Below are 15318 nucleotides of genomic sequence, written 5' to 3'. Positions count from 1 at the left end.
GGTCGTCTCATAATTGCTCCAGCTCAAGACGGGTGACGCCGCAAGAAGCGACGCCACCAGTTGATGTGGGCACGCTTGCCCACCGGGAGATCCAATCACGCCGGGATCGTTTCCTTGGAGACCATTTCGGCCACAAGCGTCCCGAAGGTGTCGGTGTTTACGGTGCCACCAAGGTCACGGGTGCGCTTTGCAGGATCATCGATGACGGCATCAACTGCATCCGCAATGGCTTGCCCAGCCTCCATAAGCTTCGGACTACCCTTCTGCTCGCCGAGCCAGATGAGCATCATAGCGGCGGAAAGAATAAGTGATGTCGGGTTCGCAACGTTTTGCCCTTGGATGTCCGGGGCAGAACCATGCTGTGCTTGTGCGCAGCATAAGCCCGTTTCAGCGTTTGCATTGATCGACCCAGCGAGCCCCAAAGACCCTGACAGTTCAGAGGCAAGGTCCGAGAGAATATCGCCGTAGAAGTTAGTCGCGACGACAACATCATATTCGTGCGGTTTTCGAACCAGCAGCGCTGCAAATGCGTCAACAATCAATTCTTCGGTTTGGACTTCAGGGTAATCCTTCGCCACCTCGCGGAAACATTCCAGGAACAGGCCGTCGGTCATGAGAAAAGAGTTGGCCTTGTGTATCGCGGCGACTTTCTTCTTCCGTTGCATGGCCAGTTTGAAAGCCTCTCTGCAAATCCGCATTGATCCGTGTCGCGTAATTTTGCGAACCGACAAAGCCATGTCCGGATCGGGCATCATTTCTCCGACGCCTTTGTACATGTTGCGGTCAGGATAGAATCCCTCCGTCGCCTCACGCATGATCACAAGATCCATCCCGGGCGCTTTGTTCGGTAGAAAGTCACGGCTGCGGGCCGGCCGCACATTCGCATAAAGATCGAGCCCGATACGGAATCCGGCCGAAACGTTGCGACCGCCTTCAACGACTGGCGGGTAGTCCATATGGGACTGCGTCCCTAAAATGACTCCATCGAACTCAGTTCGTGCACGTTCCAGCACGTCGTCACGCAGAGTGATGCCGTGGTTCCTAAGGCTGGTAAAACCGGACTCCTCTTCTTCAAACGTCAATCCTAGATCGTACTTCTTGTTGGCGGCCTCAACGACTTCCAAAGTCGCCGCCATGATTTCAGGTCCGATGCCGTCGCAGGGCAATGTCATGATACGCATCTTTTGTCTCCTTGTTGGCCGAAGCCAGTCATTCTTGAAATCCGGTGGGTTTAATCCCCCACCGATGCCTCTTCGTCATGGCGCTGCGCATCCATGCGGTCCTTAACCCGACGGCCAACAAACATGGGCAACACGAAACCGGCGATTGCGATAAGCCAGAGGATTATTGCGAGGGGACTTCCCACTAGCGCCAACCAATCCCCGTCCGAAATCGTCATTGCGCGGCGAAGGTTCACTTCCATCTGGTTGCCAAGAAGGATGCCCAAGATGACTGGCACCAGCGGCACGTCGAGCTTGCGTAGAAGCCAGCCTGCAAAGCCGAAACCAACCATGAGCATTACATCGAAGGTGGAGCCCGTTATCGAGTAAATCCCAACGAACGAGATCATGGCGACGACAGGCATCAGAATGCGCGTCGGCACCAGCAACACGCGCGTGAACAACCCGACCAACGGAACGTTCATCAAAAGCAGAATGATGTTGCCGATGAACAAGGCCGCGATCAGCCCCCAAACCACGTCCGGATTCTTTGTGAAGAGCAGTGGTCCCGGGGTAATGTTAAGTTGCAACAAAACAGCCAACAGAACGGCAGTCGTGCCCGAGCCCGGTACGCCCAACGAAAGCATCGGCACCAACGCGCCTCCAGCGGCCGCATTATTGCCTGCCTCCGGGGCTGCAACACCGCGTGGATCGCCCTTTCCAAAGGATTTCCCATCGCGGTCGACGCTTTGTTTCTCCAGTGAGTACGCAAGGAATGACCCCAGCGATGCTCCGGCACCTGGCAAGACGCCTGAAAAGAAACCAAGACCAGTGCCTCGAGCGATTGACGGCATACAACGCTTGATCATGCCGAAGTCAGGCAAGATGCGTCCAACCTTTGTCGCGCCAGCTGATCCAACGGCACCGCCACGGTGATGTTCGAGAAAAATCAACACTTCACTCAAGGCGAACAAACCAACGATAGCGATCAAGAAGTCGATGCCATCGAAGAGGTGGATTTCACCAAAGGTGAAGCGCTGCGACCCTGTTTGGCTATCACTGCCAATCATCGCGATACCCAGCCCTAGTGCAGCTGCGAATGCAGATTTGGCTTGGTTCGTAGAGGAAACACCACCCAGTGTCGCAAATGCGACTGTAAAGAGGACAAAGTACTCAGCTGGTCCGAAAAGCAGCGCAATTTTGACCAACTGTGGTGCCAAAATCACCAGGCCAATTGTTGCGACAAACGCCCCAATGAAAGATGCGATGCCACCTAAAGACAAGGCTTCGCCGGCCTGACCGTTCTTTGCCATCGGATATCCATCGAGGCACGTCATCATCGCGGGTTCATCGCCCGGGATGTTTAGCAGGATCGAACTAATTCGACCTCCGTACATGGCGCCGTAGTAGACACTCGTAAGAAGGATGAGAGATGGGATGGGCCCAAGCCCGAGCGAGAAGGCAATCGGAATGAGGATCGCGACCCCATTTGCCGGGCCCAAGCCAGGCAATGCTCCCATCAAAGTGCCGAGGAAGCATCCAACGACAGCAAGGAACAGGTTTTGCGGTGACAACGCAACCGAGAATCCATCAACAAGAAGTGCAAGCGTTTCCATGGCGACCCCTCAGAACCCCAATGGTCCTTCGGCCAAAGCAAGGCCTAGGATTAGGTGAAAAACGACGTAGATACCGATGGCTGTCAGCAGGCCTACGACGAGCGACCAAAGCGGAGCGGTTCCCAGTCGCCAGGTTAGGTAGGCAGTTGCAAAGGTTGTCGCGATAACAAACCCAATCTCGGAAAGAGACCATGCGTACAGAAACATCACAGCAGTGGCGAACAATATCTCGGCAAAGTCGCGCAACCCTGGCCACTTAGGCTCTTCATCCGGGCGGATTATGAAGTAGAGCGACGTAAGGCCTAACACGGTGCCCACGATGTAAGGAAAGGCGCGCGGACCCACGACATCGACCATGAAACTGTCTTTGATGATCGATGCGGCCCAAATATAGAATATCGCAAGGGCCAGCCCGAAACCGCCGAAGATGCGGTCACTCATAGTTTCCTCCCAGATTTCCGGAATTTATTTTAGGTGCCCAACCAGATGCGACCGGTTGGGCACACATGACATTTATTGGATGATACCGATCTCTTTCGAGAGCTTGGTCACGTCCGCAATACTGCCCTCAACAAAGGTGTACATGTCGTCGCCAAAGTTGTTGAACGGCTCAATGGCAGCTGCTTCGAGCTCTGCCTGGAAGCCAGGATCCTCGGTCAGCGTAATGATCGCGTTCTTCCAGAACTCTTTAGCTTCGTCAGTTGCACCAGCCGGCATGTAAAGGCCGCGCCAGTTCGCGCCAACAACGTCGAAGCCTTCCTCCTTTGCAGTAGGAATATCCGGATAATTCTTCAGACGCTCAGGGGCTAGGATCGAGATTACCCGGATATCACCCGACTCCAGGAAGCCCAGCATCTCGGAGAAATCTCCAGACAACGCCTCGACCGAACCAGAAAGCAGGCCGGTCATGGCTTCACCGCCACCATCGAACGATACATATTTCATCTGGGTTACATCTTCGAGGCCAGCTTCGCGGGCGACCAACATAGGCTTGATATGGTCAAAACTGCCCACAGACGAACCACCCGCGATCCCAACTGATTTTGGATCTGCGACAATATCCTCCATCATCTGAGACAGAGAGGTGTACTTGGAGTCCGCGGGAACAGCGATGGCTCCATATTCAGCTCCGAACGTGGCAAGAAAGTGAACGTCATCCTGTTGGGCGCCTTCGTAAATGCCCTGCGCAATTCGAGCGCTGGTACTCATAGAGGCCGCGACGATAAGGTTGTTGTCTTCGTTGCGCTCTTTCGTGACATGCGCGAACGCAACTCCGCCGCCCCCACCGCTCATATTGGTAACCTGCATCGAATCCTCGATGATCCCGAGATCGAAGAGATACTTCGCCGTTGTGCGACAGATAAAGTCCCATCCACCACCGGGATTTGAGGGCGCAATGCACTGCGGGCTTTCAGCTTTGAATTCGGCGGACGCGCCAGTCACGCCGGCGACGGCTGCCGCAGCAGCAATGACGCCGATGCGAGTAAATTTCATGAACACGGGTAATCCTCCCCAGTTTTCCAAGTGTTTTTCAGCGCGAATCCCGCACTGGCTATTTTGATTGCATATTAGCATGCAAAAAGCCAATCTTATTTTGCTTTTTATAATCGAAAAAACCAAATTGATTGAACATGCTGTTCCCCGATACTTTTCAAGTATATGTTTTATTGTGTATTTTCGAAGAATCGACAATCACCTGAAAGGAAAGAACTTCGCTCAAACGGTCATAAAACCAATTCAACTTACGCAAACAACATCGTCAAAGCAGTGTAAAACCCGCCCACTTTTGGCTTTTTACGTATAGAAAACCTAAAATTTGGCTGTATGTTAGCTGTCAGATGCAATCTACGTAGGTGAGAGTGGCAAGAGGAGTCAGGCGTACCCATGCGAGCCAGCGAATTATCAAAGAAGATATCAAACCGTCTTTTGCATGACATCGTTGCGGGTACACTTGAAGTTGGCCAGCATATAAGCGCTCAGCAAGTCGCCGACAGGTATGGCGTATCCAGAACCCCAGTGCGCGAGGCGCTGATATCTTTAGAGGAAAAAGATGTTCTCATCCGCCTGGAAAACCGCGGGTACTTTGTGGCCGACAAGTTGCCTCCGGCTATCAAAGAAAACCTGGATACTGTCGACCCGCGCGAGCTAGACGAATACCAACTGCTTGCAAACGATTGGCTAACAAATGAAATTCCAGAAGAAGTTACTGAGCAGTTCTTAAAGCAGAAGTACGGCTGGACTAAAGCTAAGGTCGGAGAACTGTTGATCCGCGCTTCTCGAGAAGGTTGGGCTGAGCGCAAAGAAGGCTACGGCTGGCGGTTTCTTCCGGTTGCAAAAACACCCGAGGCATTTGATGAGATTTATCGGTTTAGAATGGCGATAGAGCCAGCCGCCATGCTGGAGCCCTCGTTTGAACTCGATCACAAAGTCCTGGATGAACAGCGGCGTATTCAGCAGGGAATGCTTGATATGGATATGGACGCCGTGAATGGAGAAGCGCTGCTAGAAAGCGGGGCTTTGTTCCATGAGGAGCTCATCAAGTTGTCCGGAAACCCGTTCTTTCTCATGGCACTCCAACGCGTGAATAGAATGCGACGCCTTATGGAGTATCGAGCCGAAGTGAACCATCAACGATTGATAGAACAATGTACTGAGCATCTTGAGATCCTTACACTCCTGGAATCCGGTAACACCGTGGATGCCTCCTACAGAATGCGGCAGCATTTGAGTGGCGCACTCAAGCGTAAATCTCCGCTGGCATGGAGTTGGGCTACGGACACCTTAACACCGAGGAAAGCAACACCATGAGCAATGGGAGCGACGGCCCGAACAGCCGCAAACGAGTCGCGCTTGTGGCGCATGATCAGATGAAAGACGCAATGGTCGAGTGGGCCAAATCCCACAAAACCGCACTGAGCAAAATGGAGCTTTTGGGGACTGGCACGACCGGCGGGCGAATTGCGGAAGAAGTCGGCTTGCCTATCAAGCGTCTCAAAAGTGGTCCGCTGGGAGGCGACGCTCAAATCGGCGCCATGATTGCCGAAGGGAAGCTCGACACACTGATCTTTTTCATTGATCCACTATCAGCGTTACCACACGACGTCGACGTAAAATCACTTCTTCGACTGGCTACGCTGTACAACACTGTTCTGGCTATCAATGAAGCGACTGCGTCGAAGGTCATCAGCGAGGTTTAGTCCAAACGAAGCGAAACGGCAGTTCAACTAGGAACAATGATTGCTTTGGGCTCGACGCAGACGTTCGCTTGAGTATCTCGAGCGACCGCTGTGCGGGACAAACCAGCCTTTTGACACTTGGCACCCGATATCCGGTTCCTGCTTTTTGCGATGCAGCCCAGGAAATGCAACACCGTATCAAAGCTCTCCTTCGACAAGAGAAAACAACTCGATAGGACGAACAAGGCCACTAACTTCGTGAAACCCACAAGGGGAAAACAGATCAGGGGAGGCCTCAGCAATCGCTGATGTCGCCAGCACTCTGTGGCCAATAGATTTGGTCAAACCCTCTATTCGACTGGCAACGTTCACTGCGCCCCCGAGAACCGTGAAATCAAGTCTTCCAGGACTGCCTATGTTACCATAGCTGACTTGCCCAACATTGATCCCGATCCCAACATCCAATGACGGCCTTTTAACCTCAACGCGGCGACGGTTGAGGGCCGCCAAACCGACCAGCACACTTTGTGCGGCCAGTGCTGCCTTTCGGCATCGGTCAGCGTGATCAGCCTGAGTGGCGATCGTGAAGATCGAGAGAATCCCGTCACCCATAAACTTGAGAACATCGCCACCGTTATCTTCCACAGACTGAACAACCAGATCAAAGTAGCTGCTCAACGCGTCAAAAACATCTGCCTCTGGTGCGACTTCTGAAAGTGCCGTGAAACCTCGTAAATCAGAAAACATGACTACTGCATCAAGGGTCGTTCGCTCGCCTCGCTTGATCCGCCCGTTCCACACGGCGTCGGAGGGCCCATCGCCAAGATATGTTCGCAACAGACCCTTGGCGGACTTGCGCATCGTGACAGGTTCCAAAGCGCAAGACAGAGCATGCAGTGCGGCCTCTATCATATCCAGATGTCGTGGTGAAAAGCCGTCTCGTTCCTGCGTGACAAACGTGCAGCCGTGCAGGGATCCATCGCCATAATACATCAAAGTGGCATAGTAATCTGTGCCACCTAACCCAGCGAATTCAAGATACGATGAATGCTCAGTCTTTGGGTTCAGTTGTCGCAGACTTTTGTGAAGAGGCTTTCTGTGCTCTAAAATGTACTCAAATGAGCTACCAACGTAGCCTTCTGTCAACATCGTTTCATGAGTTACGTCGTAGCTGTCGGTCCCATCAGGTGTCCAAACGACCCCCCATGCAATGAGTAGCGGATTGGCGAAGCGCTGACCGATATTGACCCGCCAGAGCGGTACACCTTCCTCAATTAAGGAGGAGCAGAAATGAGAAACCACTTTCACGGGGTCGCCTGAGCGGCGCCCTTCGGTAATCATCCAGTCGGTTAGTTGCGCTACGGAGGCCATGTTCTCAAACTAGTCGCTTGGACAAGAGGATCAAAGAAACTTAGCTCTAGCCCGGACATTACAGGTAAATCTCCGGACTAAATGCTAGGCACAAGGAAAACCTGACCTGGCATCGCGAACAGATGTTCAATCTTTGAGAAACTGAAGTCTATCCCTCCACACCCGCATAAGGCGACTTGCCCGATTTCCTCTGCACTATTATCGCGAAACTGTGCAAACTTATGGGGTGCGTGAAGCGTTATGCGCAAACCTACACCTAACTAGAAATCCAAGTTCTCAACACTCAGCGCGTTTTTCTGGATGAACTCCCGCCGCGGTTCGACCACGTCGCCCATCAGTTTGGTAAACAGATCATCCGCCTCGACCATATCATCCACCCGCACCTGCAACAGTGTGCGTGCGTCGGGGTCCAGCGTTGTTTCCCAAAGCTGGTCGGGGTTCATTTCACCCAAACCTTTGTACCGTTGCAGCGACAGGCCCTTTTCGCCTTCTTCAAGAATTGCGCGCAGCAGGTCCAGTGGACCGTGAATCGATTGCATACGGTCCCGGCGGATCAGGGTCGCAGGGGTGTTGTAAACCTCTTGCAGGCTTTGCGTGAAGCTGCCCGTCTTGCGCGCCTCACCCGAGCGCAGCATGGGGCCATCCAGCGTGCGCACTTCTTCGACACCGCGCAGGATGCGAGCCAGCCGAATGCCGTGGTCCTGCGTGATCCGGCCCTGCCACCCTCGTTCATATTCAAGCGCGATCAGGTCCAGACGGGCGGCGACCTTGTCGGCCACCCCTTGCAGGTCAGCATCAACCGCGCCCGGCACAAAGGCCCCGGCAACGGCAGCTTGTTCCAGTATATGGCGCGGGTAGTGGGTCGGGAACGCATCCAGTACACGTTTCAACTGCCGTGCTTCATCGACCACGCGGGTCAGATCCTGGCCGGTGATTTCTTCCCCCGAACCGAGTTTCAGCACCGCGCCCTCAACCCCTTGATTGATCAGATAATCGTCCAGCGCGGCCTGATCCTTCAGGTAAACTTCTGATTTACCACGCGAAACCTTGTAGAGCGGCGGCTGCGCGATATAGAGATACCCGCCCTCGATCAGCTCCGGCATCTGCCGATAGAAGAAGGTCAGCAGCAGGGTTCGGATATGCGCGCCGTCCACGTCGGCATCGGTCATGATGACGATCTTGTGGTAGCGCAGCTTTTCGATGTTGAACTCATCGCGGCCAATACCAGTGCCCAGCGCCATGACGAGGTTGCCGATTTCCTGAGAAGACAGCATCCGGTCGAACCGGGCACGCTCGACGTTCAGGATCTTCCCGCGCAAGGGCAGAACGGCCTGAGTCAGACGATCCCGGCCCGTCTGAGCAGAACCGCCAGCCGAGTCCCCCTCGACGAGGAAGACTTCGGTCTTGGACGGATCTTTCTCGGAGCAATCCTTTAGTTTACCCGCCAGATAGTTCACGTCCATCGCCGTCTTGCGACGGGTCAGTTCGCGGGCCTTGCGGGCAGCCTCGCGCGCCAGAGCAGCCTCGATGATCTTGCCTACGATGGTCTTGGCCTCGTTCGGGTTTTCTTCGAACCACTCGGCCAGCTTTTCGTTCATCAGACTTTCGACCGCCGGGCGTACTTCGGAGCTGACCAGCTTGTCCTTGGTCTGGGACGAGAACTTCGGATCAGGCACTTTCACCGACAACACACAGGTCAGGCCTTCGCGCGCGTCGTCGCCGGTAAAGCTGACCTTTTCCTTTTTGGCGATTCCGCTGGACTGCGCGTAGTTGTTGATCGTCCGGGTCAGCGCGCCCCGGAATCCGGCCACATGTGTCCCGCCATCGCGCTGCGGGATGTTGTTGGTGAAGGGCAGAACCGTCTCGTGGTAGCTGTCATTCCACCACATGGCGATTTCGACACCGATATCATCGCGCTCGCCCTTGATATAAATCGGCTCGGGCATCGCAGCAGTTTTCGAACGGTCCAGGTATTTGACGAATTCTTTTACGCCGCCCTCATAGAACAGTTCGGTCTCAAGCCGCTCCGCCGGACGTTCGTCGATCAGGATGATCCGCACGCCCGAGTTCAGGAAGGCCAGCTCGCGCAGGCGCTTTTCCAGCGTCTCGAAGGAATACTCCAGATTCGAAAACGTATTGGTCGAAGCCAGGAACCGCACCTCGGTCCCGGTGCGGCCACCACACTCGGCCACGACCTTCAGATGCTCGGCTGTCTCGCCACCTTCAAACCGGGCAATATGTTCTTTTCCGTTGCGCCAGACCCGCAGTTCCAGCCAGTCGGACAACGCGTTCACCACCGATACGCCCACGCCGTGCAGACCGCCCGACACCTTGTACGAGTTGCTGTCGAACTTACCGCCCGCGTGCAACTGGGTCATGATGACCTCGGCGGCAGACACGCCTTCTTCGGGGTGGATATCGACCGGAATCCCGCGCCCGTTATCGCTGACCGAAACGCTGGAATCGGCGTGAATTTTTACGGTCACATGGTCGGCATGACCGGCCAGAGCTTCGTCAATTCCATTATCGACAACTTCGTACACCATGTGGTGCAGACCCGAGCCATCATCGGTATCACCGATATACATGCCAGGGCGCTTGCGGACGGCCTCTAAGCCCTTGAGAACTTTAATAGAATCCGCGCCGTATTCTTGTGATGCCTGTGCGTCTTCGGACATGCCGTTAGTACCTATATTATTTTGGTAACTTATACGTTTTCTGGTGGGGAATGTCACGCGATCCCCCCACATTTTGTGGCGGAACTTGGTTTTTTCAGCAGATCAAAGCCGGTCGATATCCGCCGCGATATCCGCCGCGATTTCCAGGGCATTCACATCGCTGCGCTCGGCTGACAAACGCAGCCCCAACAGGTCGGATTGATACCGCGCCGCAAGACGGTCCGGATCACGATCCGCGCCGATTTCTCCGGCCTCCTGCGCGCGGCGAAACAGCGTTGCAAAACACACTTTCATATCCGCCATATGACGGCTCGCCTTTTCGGCCAGTTCGTGATCCTTCGACTGCAACTCGGCGTAGGTTTTGGCCAACATGCAGGCCCTTGCAGGCATCTGGGCAGAATCGATCACGATCCGTGGCTGCGCCTTCAATGCTTCAAGCGGCCCTAATTCCTCGGCCAGCGCCATAAGGCGCGCCACACCATCCTGCGCGTACCGTTCCAACGTCAGCGCATAAAGCGCATCCTTGGACCCAAATGCCGCATAAAAACTGCCCGGTTTGAGGCCAAGTTCGCGTTCCAGATCCTTCAGCGACGTCCCGGCCCAGCCCTGACGCCAAAAAATATCCCTGGCCTTCGCGATCAGAGCGTCTCGGTCATATGCGGGTTTGCGGGGCATCTTCTTCACCTATTCTTGAGCGCTCGCTCAAATATATACTTGAGTGATCACTCAAGAAAGACTATTTCGGACTCAGTCGCCAGAAAACAGGAGTTCCGACATGGCCAACTTCCCCTCCCACGACCTCGAATCCGCACCAGAAGGATCCAAACCGCTTCTCGAGAAATCCCAGGCCGCGTTTGGCCGCTTGCCCGGCCTGCACAAGGTGATGGCTGAAAGCCCCCAGCATCTGGAAGGTTATCAGGTCCTGCACGGCCTGTTCATGCAGACCGATTTCGACAATGACGAGAAAACCGTCGTCTGGCAGACCATCAATGTTGAAAATGAATGCCACTACTGTGTGCCCGCTCATACCGGCATCGCGAAGATGATGAAGGTTTCGGATGAGATCACCGAAGCGCTTCGCAACGAAACCCCGCTGCCCAATGCCAAACTCGAAGCACTGCGCACCTTTACCCTGCAAATGATGCAAACCCGCGGCAACGTCTCCGAGGCGCAATTGCAAACCTTCTTTGATTCGGGCTACTCACACCGTGCTGTTCTGGACGTGGTACTGGGTCTGGCTCAGAAGACCATGTCGAACTACGTCAATCACATGGCTAAAACACCTGTGGATGAAGTCATGCGCGGCTTCCTTTGGGAACGCAAGGTCAGCGAACCCGCCTAAGGCGTCACGACCGAGCCTTCGTCGCCTTCCGTGACAACCAGCGTCTGGGCCCTCTCACCCAATTCCGCAAACAACTCAGGCCCGGTGCCCGTCATCCAGGCCTGAGCACCAAGCGCGCAGATCTCATCAAAAAGCGCGGCCCGTCGGGTGGCATCCAGATGGGCGGCAACTTCATCCAGCAACACGATCGGCGGCGCACCCACCATCCCGGCCAAAGCCCGCGCGTTGGACAGGATCAGCGAAACCAAAAGCGCCTTCTGCTCGCCGGTTGAACAATCCCTGGCAGGCACGCCCTTGGCCGCATACGCCCCATACAGATCCGACCGATGCGGCCCAACCAAAGTCCGCCCCGCCGCCAAATCGCGAAAGCGGCTTTCATTCAATGCGTAACGCAAGTCTTCCGCCGTCCCGGGCATCGTCCCTTCGGTCTGCACCAGCTCCAGTTCAGCAGACGGAAATGCCGTTTCTGCCTGATCCTGCGCTGCCCGCAGATGGTCCAGCGCCGATAACCGGGCTACATTTATCCGGTGCCCCATCTCCGCCATCTGACCTTCCAGGGCGGCATACCAATGGGCATCCCTCGCCTGCTCCTTCAGCAAGCGATTCCGTTCCCGCATGGATTTTTCGTAGATCAACGATGCCTCGGCATGGCTTGGGTCGAAACTCAGCGCGATCCGGTCCAAGAACCGGCGCCGCCCTTCGGCGCCCTCGATCCACAACCGATCCATCGACGGAATCAGCCAGACCACCCGCGCCAGCTTGCCCAGATCGATCTGACTGGCGGCCTTGTCGTCAATCCGAACCTGCCGCGCCGCACCACCTTCCGACCAGGTCTCAATCTCGTATTGCTGTCCCTGCGCCTGCAACAGCCCGGCCAGCTTCCAGCCCAGCGCCTCGGGCCGCCGAGTCATCTCTGCCGCGCTCGCCCGTCGCATTCCACGACCCGGCGAAAACAATGAAACCGCTTCTAGGATATTGGTCTTGCCGGCCCCGTTCGGTCCATGGATCGCCACGGGCCGCCCATCCAAAGACAAACGCGCCAGTTTGTGGGACCGAAAATGCGAGACCGTAAGTTCGGTCAGGGCCAAAGCCATGACCCCTCCCTTCATCTTTTCAAAAATACTCCCGCCGGAGGCATCGCGCGCCAGCGCGATCAGACACGCATCGGCATGACAACGTAGACCGCGCTCTGGTCATTGCCTTCACGCATCAGCGTCGGGTCTCCAGCCGAATTGAACATGAACACCGCATTCTCGCGATCCACCTGAGAAGCGATCTCCAGCAGGTACTTCGCGTTGAACCCGATCTCCAGCCGCTCGTCGCCATAGGCTACGGCCAGTTCTTCCTCGGCAGCACCGCTATCCGGCGCGTTCACCGACAGGACCAGCTTGTCCGCATCCAGCTGAAGCTTTACCGCCCGCGACCGCTCTGATGAAACGGTTGCAACACGGTCCACAGCCTGCGCGAATTCGGCAGCGTCGACTTCCAACTTGCGAGTGTTCCCCTGCGGAATGACACGGGTGTAGTCGGGGAACGTGCCATCGATCACCTTCGAGGTCAGCGTGATATCCGGTGTCGCAAAACGCACCTTGGTTTCACTGACCGAGACGGCGATATCCATCTCATCATCGTCCAGCAGCTTGCGCAATTCGCCCACGGTCTTGCGCGGCACGATGACTCCCGGCATACCCGCCGCCCCATCCGGAAGGTCAGCATCAATGCGCGCCAGCCTGTGTCCATCGGTGGCCACGCAGCGCAGAACCTTGCCGCCCTCGGACCCATCCGCCACATGCATGTAAACACCGTTCAGGTAGTACCGGGTTTCTTCAGTCGAAATGGCGAATTTGGACTTGTCGAACAACCGGCGCAGCAACGCTGCGGAGGCTTTGAAATTCGACTGGTACTCCGAAGAAGCCATCACCGGAAAATCTTCTTTCGGCAATGTCGCCAGCGAGAAGTTGGATCTCCCGGCCTCAACCGTCAGGCGACCCGCGGCACTGTCAGCCGTCAGCGTGACCAGCGCGCCGTCGGGCAGCTTGCGCACGATCTCGTGCAGGGTCGTTGCCGCCACCGTGGTCGCCCCGGCTTTTTCAACCTGCGCAGGGGCCTTGTCCACCACTTCGATATCCAGATCGGTGGCGCGGAACTGCACCTGGTTGCCTTCCGCCTCGATCAGTACATTGGCCAGGATCGGAATTGTGTTGCGGCGTTCCACAACGGATTGGGCCTGCGAAACGGCCTTGAGAAGGGTGCCGCGTTCGATGCTGATCTTCATACCCTCAATTCCTCTGACTTGCGTGCCGACATGGGCGGGACTGGCACGTTAGCGGTTCCACCCTGAGGCACAAGGATTTTTTATGGTTTTCTGGGTCGGATTGCCCAACACGTCAAGGGCCGCGTGGTTTCCAAAGCACAGTTCCCGGCCAGGCGTGGAAAATAGCGCACACGATTACGCCCCGGTCCTGGTGAACCGAGGCGTTGATGAAAAACTTGGGTTGCAATCAGGCTTCCAAAGACCGCCGCAGCATTTCAACGTCTTCCGCGATCTGACCGTCGGTCAGCTTCAACTCTTCGATCCGCTTGACGCCATGCATGACCGTGGTGTGGTCACGCCCGCCAAAGCGGCGGCCGATCTCGGGCAACGAGCGGCTGGTCAGCTGCTTGCACAGATACATCGCAACCTGACGCGGACGCGCGTATGAACGCAGGCGCTTCGGACCGATGATGTCGGACAGGCGGATGTTGTAATAATCCGAAACTTTCCGCTGAATCTCTTCAACGGTGATCTTGCGCTCGGACGCGCGCAGGACGTCGGCCAGACAATCCTGAGTCAGTTCCATATCGATCTCGCGCCCTACCAGCGAGGCAAACGCAAAGAGACGCGTCAAAGCCCCTTCAAGCACGCGCACATTGGTTGAGATGCGGTGTGCGAGGAATTCCAGAACACCGTCCGCGATGGTCAGATCCGGATATGTGCTGCTGTACTGCTGCACCTTGTTCTGCAGGATACCAAGGCGCAATTCGTAGTCGGTGGGGTGCAGGTCGACGACCAGGCCGCATTGCAGACGCGACTTCACACGGTCCTCCAGATCCTTGATTTCGCCCGGGGCGCGGTCGGCCGAGATGATGATCTGCTTATTCTGGTCCACCAATGCGTTGAAAGTGTGAAAGAACTCTTCCTGAGTTGAATCCTTGCCCGCGATGAACTGGACATCGTCGACCATGAGAACATCAACCGACCGGAAGAGATGTTTGAAATCCATCATCCGGCGCTCGCGCAGAGCCTGTACAAAGCGGTACATGAACTGTTCGGCCGACAGATAGAGCACATTCAACTCAGGGCGCTTGGTTTTAAGCTCCCAGGCGATGGCGTGCATCAGGTGCGTTTTACCCAACCCGACACCGCCATAAAGGACCAGCGGATTGAAAGTAACCGGCCCGCCTTCTGCAACCCGGCGCGCCGCGGCATGGGCCAGCTCGTTGGGCTTACCGACCACAAAGCTGTCAAACGTAAAGCGGGCATCCAACGGTGCCGCCTGCAGCGAATCCAGGGCACCATTGCCATCATCCTGATAGGACTGATCGACCCTTTTGGGTTCCGCCATTTCCCGCGCTGCCGTTGCGGGTTCCACTGCCGGTCGCGCGGGCGAGTTGGCCGCGACGCGAAAAGCCAGACGCTCCACCGGTTCACCGGAGGTGTTCAGTTCATAGAGAATGAGATCCGCAAAATTCTGACTTACGTAGTTGCCCATGAAATTCGTCGGCACCGAAAACACCGCTACACCGTCCTCCAACTCCTGAAATTCAAGAGGTTCGATCCAGGTGGTGTAGTTGTTCCGGCCAACAACCTTCAGCAACTTGTTACGCAGCAGTCCCCATTTCTCTTGTGTCATTCAGCGCCTCACGCATCCCATTCTTTATAGGCCTTCAGGCCTTTTTTTGAATTTGTCCGGATCACCCGGTCTTCTGGGCGTT

At 55.7% G+C, this 15318-nt stretch carries 13 protein-coding genes; 3 read left to right on the top strand and 10 right to left on the bottom strand.

Annotated features, from left to right (window positions below; translation table 11 throughout):
• Positions 1 to 95: 95 nt before the first annotated feature.
• The 4 genes from ACR1XU_RS06650 to ACR1XU_RS06635 form a co-directional block, all read right to left on the bottom strand.
• A complete protein-coding gene (locus ACR1XU_RS06650) occupies positions 96 to 1181 on the bottom strand; it encodes an isocitrate/isopropylmalate dehydrogenase family protein (protein WP_480903964.1) in 1086 nt (361 codons plus the stop codon).
• A 50-nt stretch (positions 1182 to 1231) separates the two neighbouring features.
• A complete protein-coding gene (locus tag ACR1XU_RS06645) occupies positions 1232 to 2776 on the bottom strand; it encodes a tripartite tricarboxylate transporter permease (RefSeq protein ID WP_480903967.1) in 1545 nt (514 codons plus the stop codon).
• Positions 2777 to 2785: 9 nt separating this feature from the next.
• A complete protein-coding gene (locus ACR1XU_RS06640) occupies positions 2786 to 3217 on the bottom strand; it encodes a tripartite tricarboxylate transporter TctB family protein (RefSeq protein ID WP_480903970.1) in 432 nt (143 codons plus the stop codon).
• Between the two features lie 72 nt (positions 3218 to 3289).
• On the bottom strand, positions 3290 to 4270 hold the full coding sequence (locus ACR1XU_RS06635) for a Bug family tripartite tricarboxylate transporter substrate binding protein (protein WP_366553845.1): 981 nt from the start codon (positions 4268 to 4270) through the stop codon (positions 3290 to 3292).
• 390 nt (positions 4271 to 4660) lie between these two features.
• Between ACR1XU_RS06635 and ACR1XU_RS06630 the strand changes: the two genes are divergently transcribed.
• Together ACR1XU_RS06630 and ACR1XU_RS06625 are read left to right on the top strand one after the other, a co-directional pair.
• Positions 4661 to 5584, top strand: a complete 924-nt coding sequence (locus tag ACR1XU_RS06630) for a GntR family transcriptional regulator (RefSeq protein ID WP_480903973.1) — start codon at positions 4661 to 4663, stop codon at positions 5582 to 5584.
• Positions 5581 to 5973 (top strand): methylglyoxal synthase, encoded by a 393-nt coding sequence (locus tag ACR1XU_RS06625; protein WP_480903976.1) that lies wholly within the window; start codon positions 5581 to 5583, stop codon positions 5971 to 5973. Before ACR1XU_RS06630 ends, ACR1XU_RS06625 begins: the two co-directional genes overlap by 4 nt.
• Positions 5974 to 6150: 177 nt before the next feature.
• Here the strand turns inward: ACR1XU_RS06625 and ACR1XU_RS06620 are convergent, their stop codons facing one another.
• The 3 genes from ACR1XU_RS06620 to ACR1XU_RS06610 all read right to left on the bottom strand — a co-directional run bounded on the left by ACR1XU_RS06620 (position 6151) and on the right by ACR1XU_RS06610 (position 10676).
• On the bottom strand, positions 6151 to 7260 hold the full coding sequence (locus ACR1XU_RS06620) for an adenylate/guanylate cyclase domain-containing protein (protein ID WP_480903979.1): 1110 nt from the start codon (positions 7258 to 7260) through the stop codon (positions 6151 to 6153).
• A gap of 323 nt (positions 7261 to 7583) precedes the next feature.
• Complete coding sequence (gene gyrB / locus ACR1XU_RS06615; RefSeq protein WP_480903982.1) at positions 7584 to 10001, bottom strand: DNA topoisomerase (ATP-hydrolyzing) subunit B; 2418 nt, start codon at positions 9999 to 10001, stop codon at positions 7584 to 7586.
• A gap of 102 nt (positions 10002 to 10103) precedes the next feature.
• Entirely contained in the window at positions 10104 to 10676 is a 573-nt protein-coding gene (locus tag ACR1XU_RS06610) for a TetR/AcrR family transcriptional regulator (RefSeq protein WP_480903985.1), read from the bottom strand.
• 100 nt (positions 10677 to 10776) lie between these two features.
• Here ACR1XU_RS06610 and ACR1XU_RS06605 point away from each other — a divergent pair, with 100 nt between their 5' ends.
• Positions 10777 to 11343 (top strand): carboxymuconolactone decarboxylase family protein, encoded by a 567-nt coding sequence (locus ACR1XU_RS06605; protein WP_480903988.1) that lies wholly within the window; start codon positions 10777 to 10779, stop codon positions 11341 to 11343.
• Here the strand turns inward: ACR1XU_RS06605 and recF are convergent.
• The 3 genes from recF to dnaA form a co-directional block, all read right to left on the bottom strand.
• Positions 11340 to 12437: a DNA replication/repair protein RecF gene (gene recF, locus ACR1XU_RS06600; RefSeq protein WP_480903991.1), complete on the bottom strand. Its 1098-nt coding sequence runs from the start codon at positions 12435 to 12437 to the stop codon at positions 11340 to 11342. The genes ACR1XU_RS06605 and recF overlap by 4 nt on opposite strands.
• 59 nt (positions 12438 to 12496) lie before the next feature.
• Entirely contained in the window at positions 12497 to 13618 is a 1122-nt protein-coding gene (gene dnaN / locus ACR1XU_RS06595) for a DNA polymerase III subunit beta (protein WP_480903994.1), read from the bottom strand.
• Between the two features lie 226 nt (positions 13619 to 13844).
• Entirely contained in the window at positions 13845 to 15236 is a 1392-nt protein-coding gene (gene dnaA / locus ACR1XU_RS06590; RefSeq protein WP_170805857.1) for a chromosomal replication initiator protein DnaA, read from the bottom strand.
• Between the last annotated feature and the right edge of the window lie 82 nt (positions 15237 to 15318).

The sequence above is a fragment of the Ruegeria sp. D1(2025) genome, from assembly GCF_056536425.1.
Note: the sequence above shows the minus strand (reverse complement) of the source record. Positions and strands in the feature narration are given on the sequence as shown.

Excerpts from the sequence above, each read along its gene's own strand:
- ACR1XU_RS06610 (WP_480903985.1), bottom strand. The coding sequence starts at position 10,676 with ATGCCCCGCAAACCCGCATATGACCGAGACGCTCTGATCGCGAAGGCC.
- ACR1XU_RS06640 (WP_480903970.1), bottom strand. The coding sequence starts at position 3,217 with ATGAGTGACCGCATCTTCGGCGGTTTCGGGCTGGCCCTTGCGATATTC.
- ACR1XU_RS06625 (WP_480903976.1), top strand. The coding sequence starts at position 5,581 with ATGAGCAATGGGAGCGACGGCCCGAACAGCCGCAAACGAGTCGCGCTT.
- gyrB (WP_480903982.1), bottom strand. The coding sequence starts at position 10,001 with ATGTCCGAAGACGCACAGGCATCACAAGAATACGGCGCGGATTCTATT.
- dnaN (WP_480903994.1), bottom strand. The coding sequence starts at position 13,618 with ATGAAGATCAGCATCGAACGCGGCACCCTTCTCAAGGCCGTTTCGCAG.
- ACR1XU_RS06650 (WP_480903964.1), bottom strand. The coding sequence starts at position 1,181 with ATGCGTATCATGACATTGCCCTGCGACGGCATCGGACCTGAAATCATG.
- recF (WP_480903991.1), bottom strand. The coding sequence starts at position 12,437 with ATGGCTTTGGCCCTGACCGAACTTACGGTCTCGCATTTTCGGTCCCAC.
- ACR1XU_RS06635 (WP_366553845.1), bottom strand. The coding sequence starts at position 4,270 with ATGAAATTTACTCGCATCGGCGTCATTGCTGCTGCGGCAGCCGTCGCC.
- ACR1XU_RS06605 (WP_480903988.1), top strand. The coding sequence starts at position 10,777 with ATGGCCAACTTCCCCTCCCACGACCTCGAATCCGCACCAGAAGGATCC.
- ACR1XU_RS06630 (WP_480903973.1), top strand. The coding sequence starts at position 4,661 with ATGCGAGCCAGCGAATTATCAAAGAAGATATCAAACCGTCTTTTGCAT.
- ACR1XU_RS06645 (WP_480903967.1), bottom strand. The coding sequence starts at position 2,776 with ATGGAAACGCTTGCACTTCTTGTTGATGGATTCTCGGTTGCGTTGTCA.
- dnaA (WP_170805857.1), bottom strand. The coding sequence starts at position 15,236 with ATGACACAAGAGAAATGGGGACTGCTGCGTAACAAGTTGCTGAAGGTT.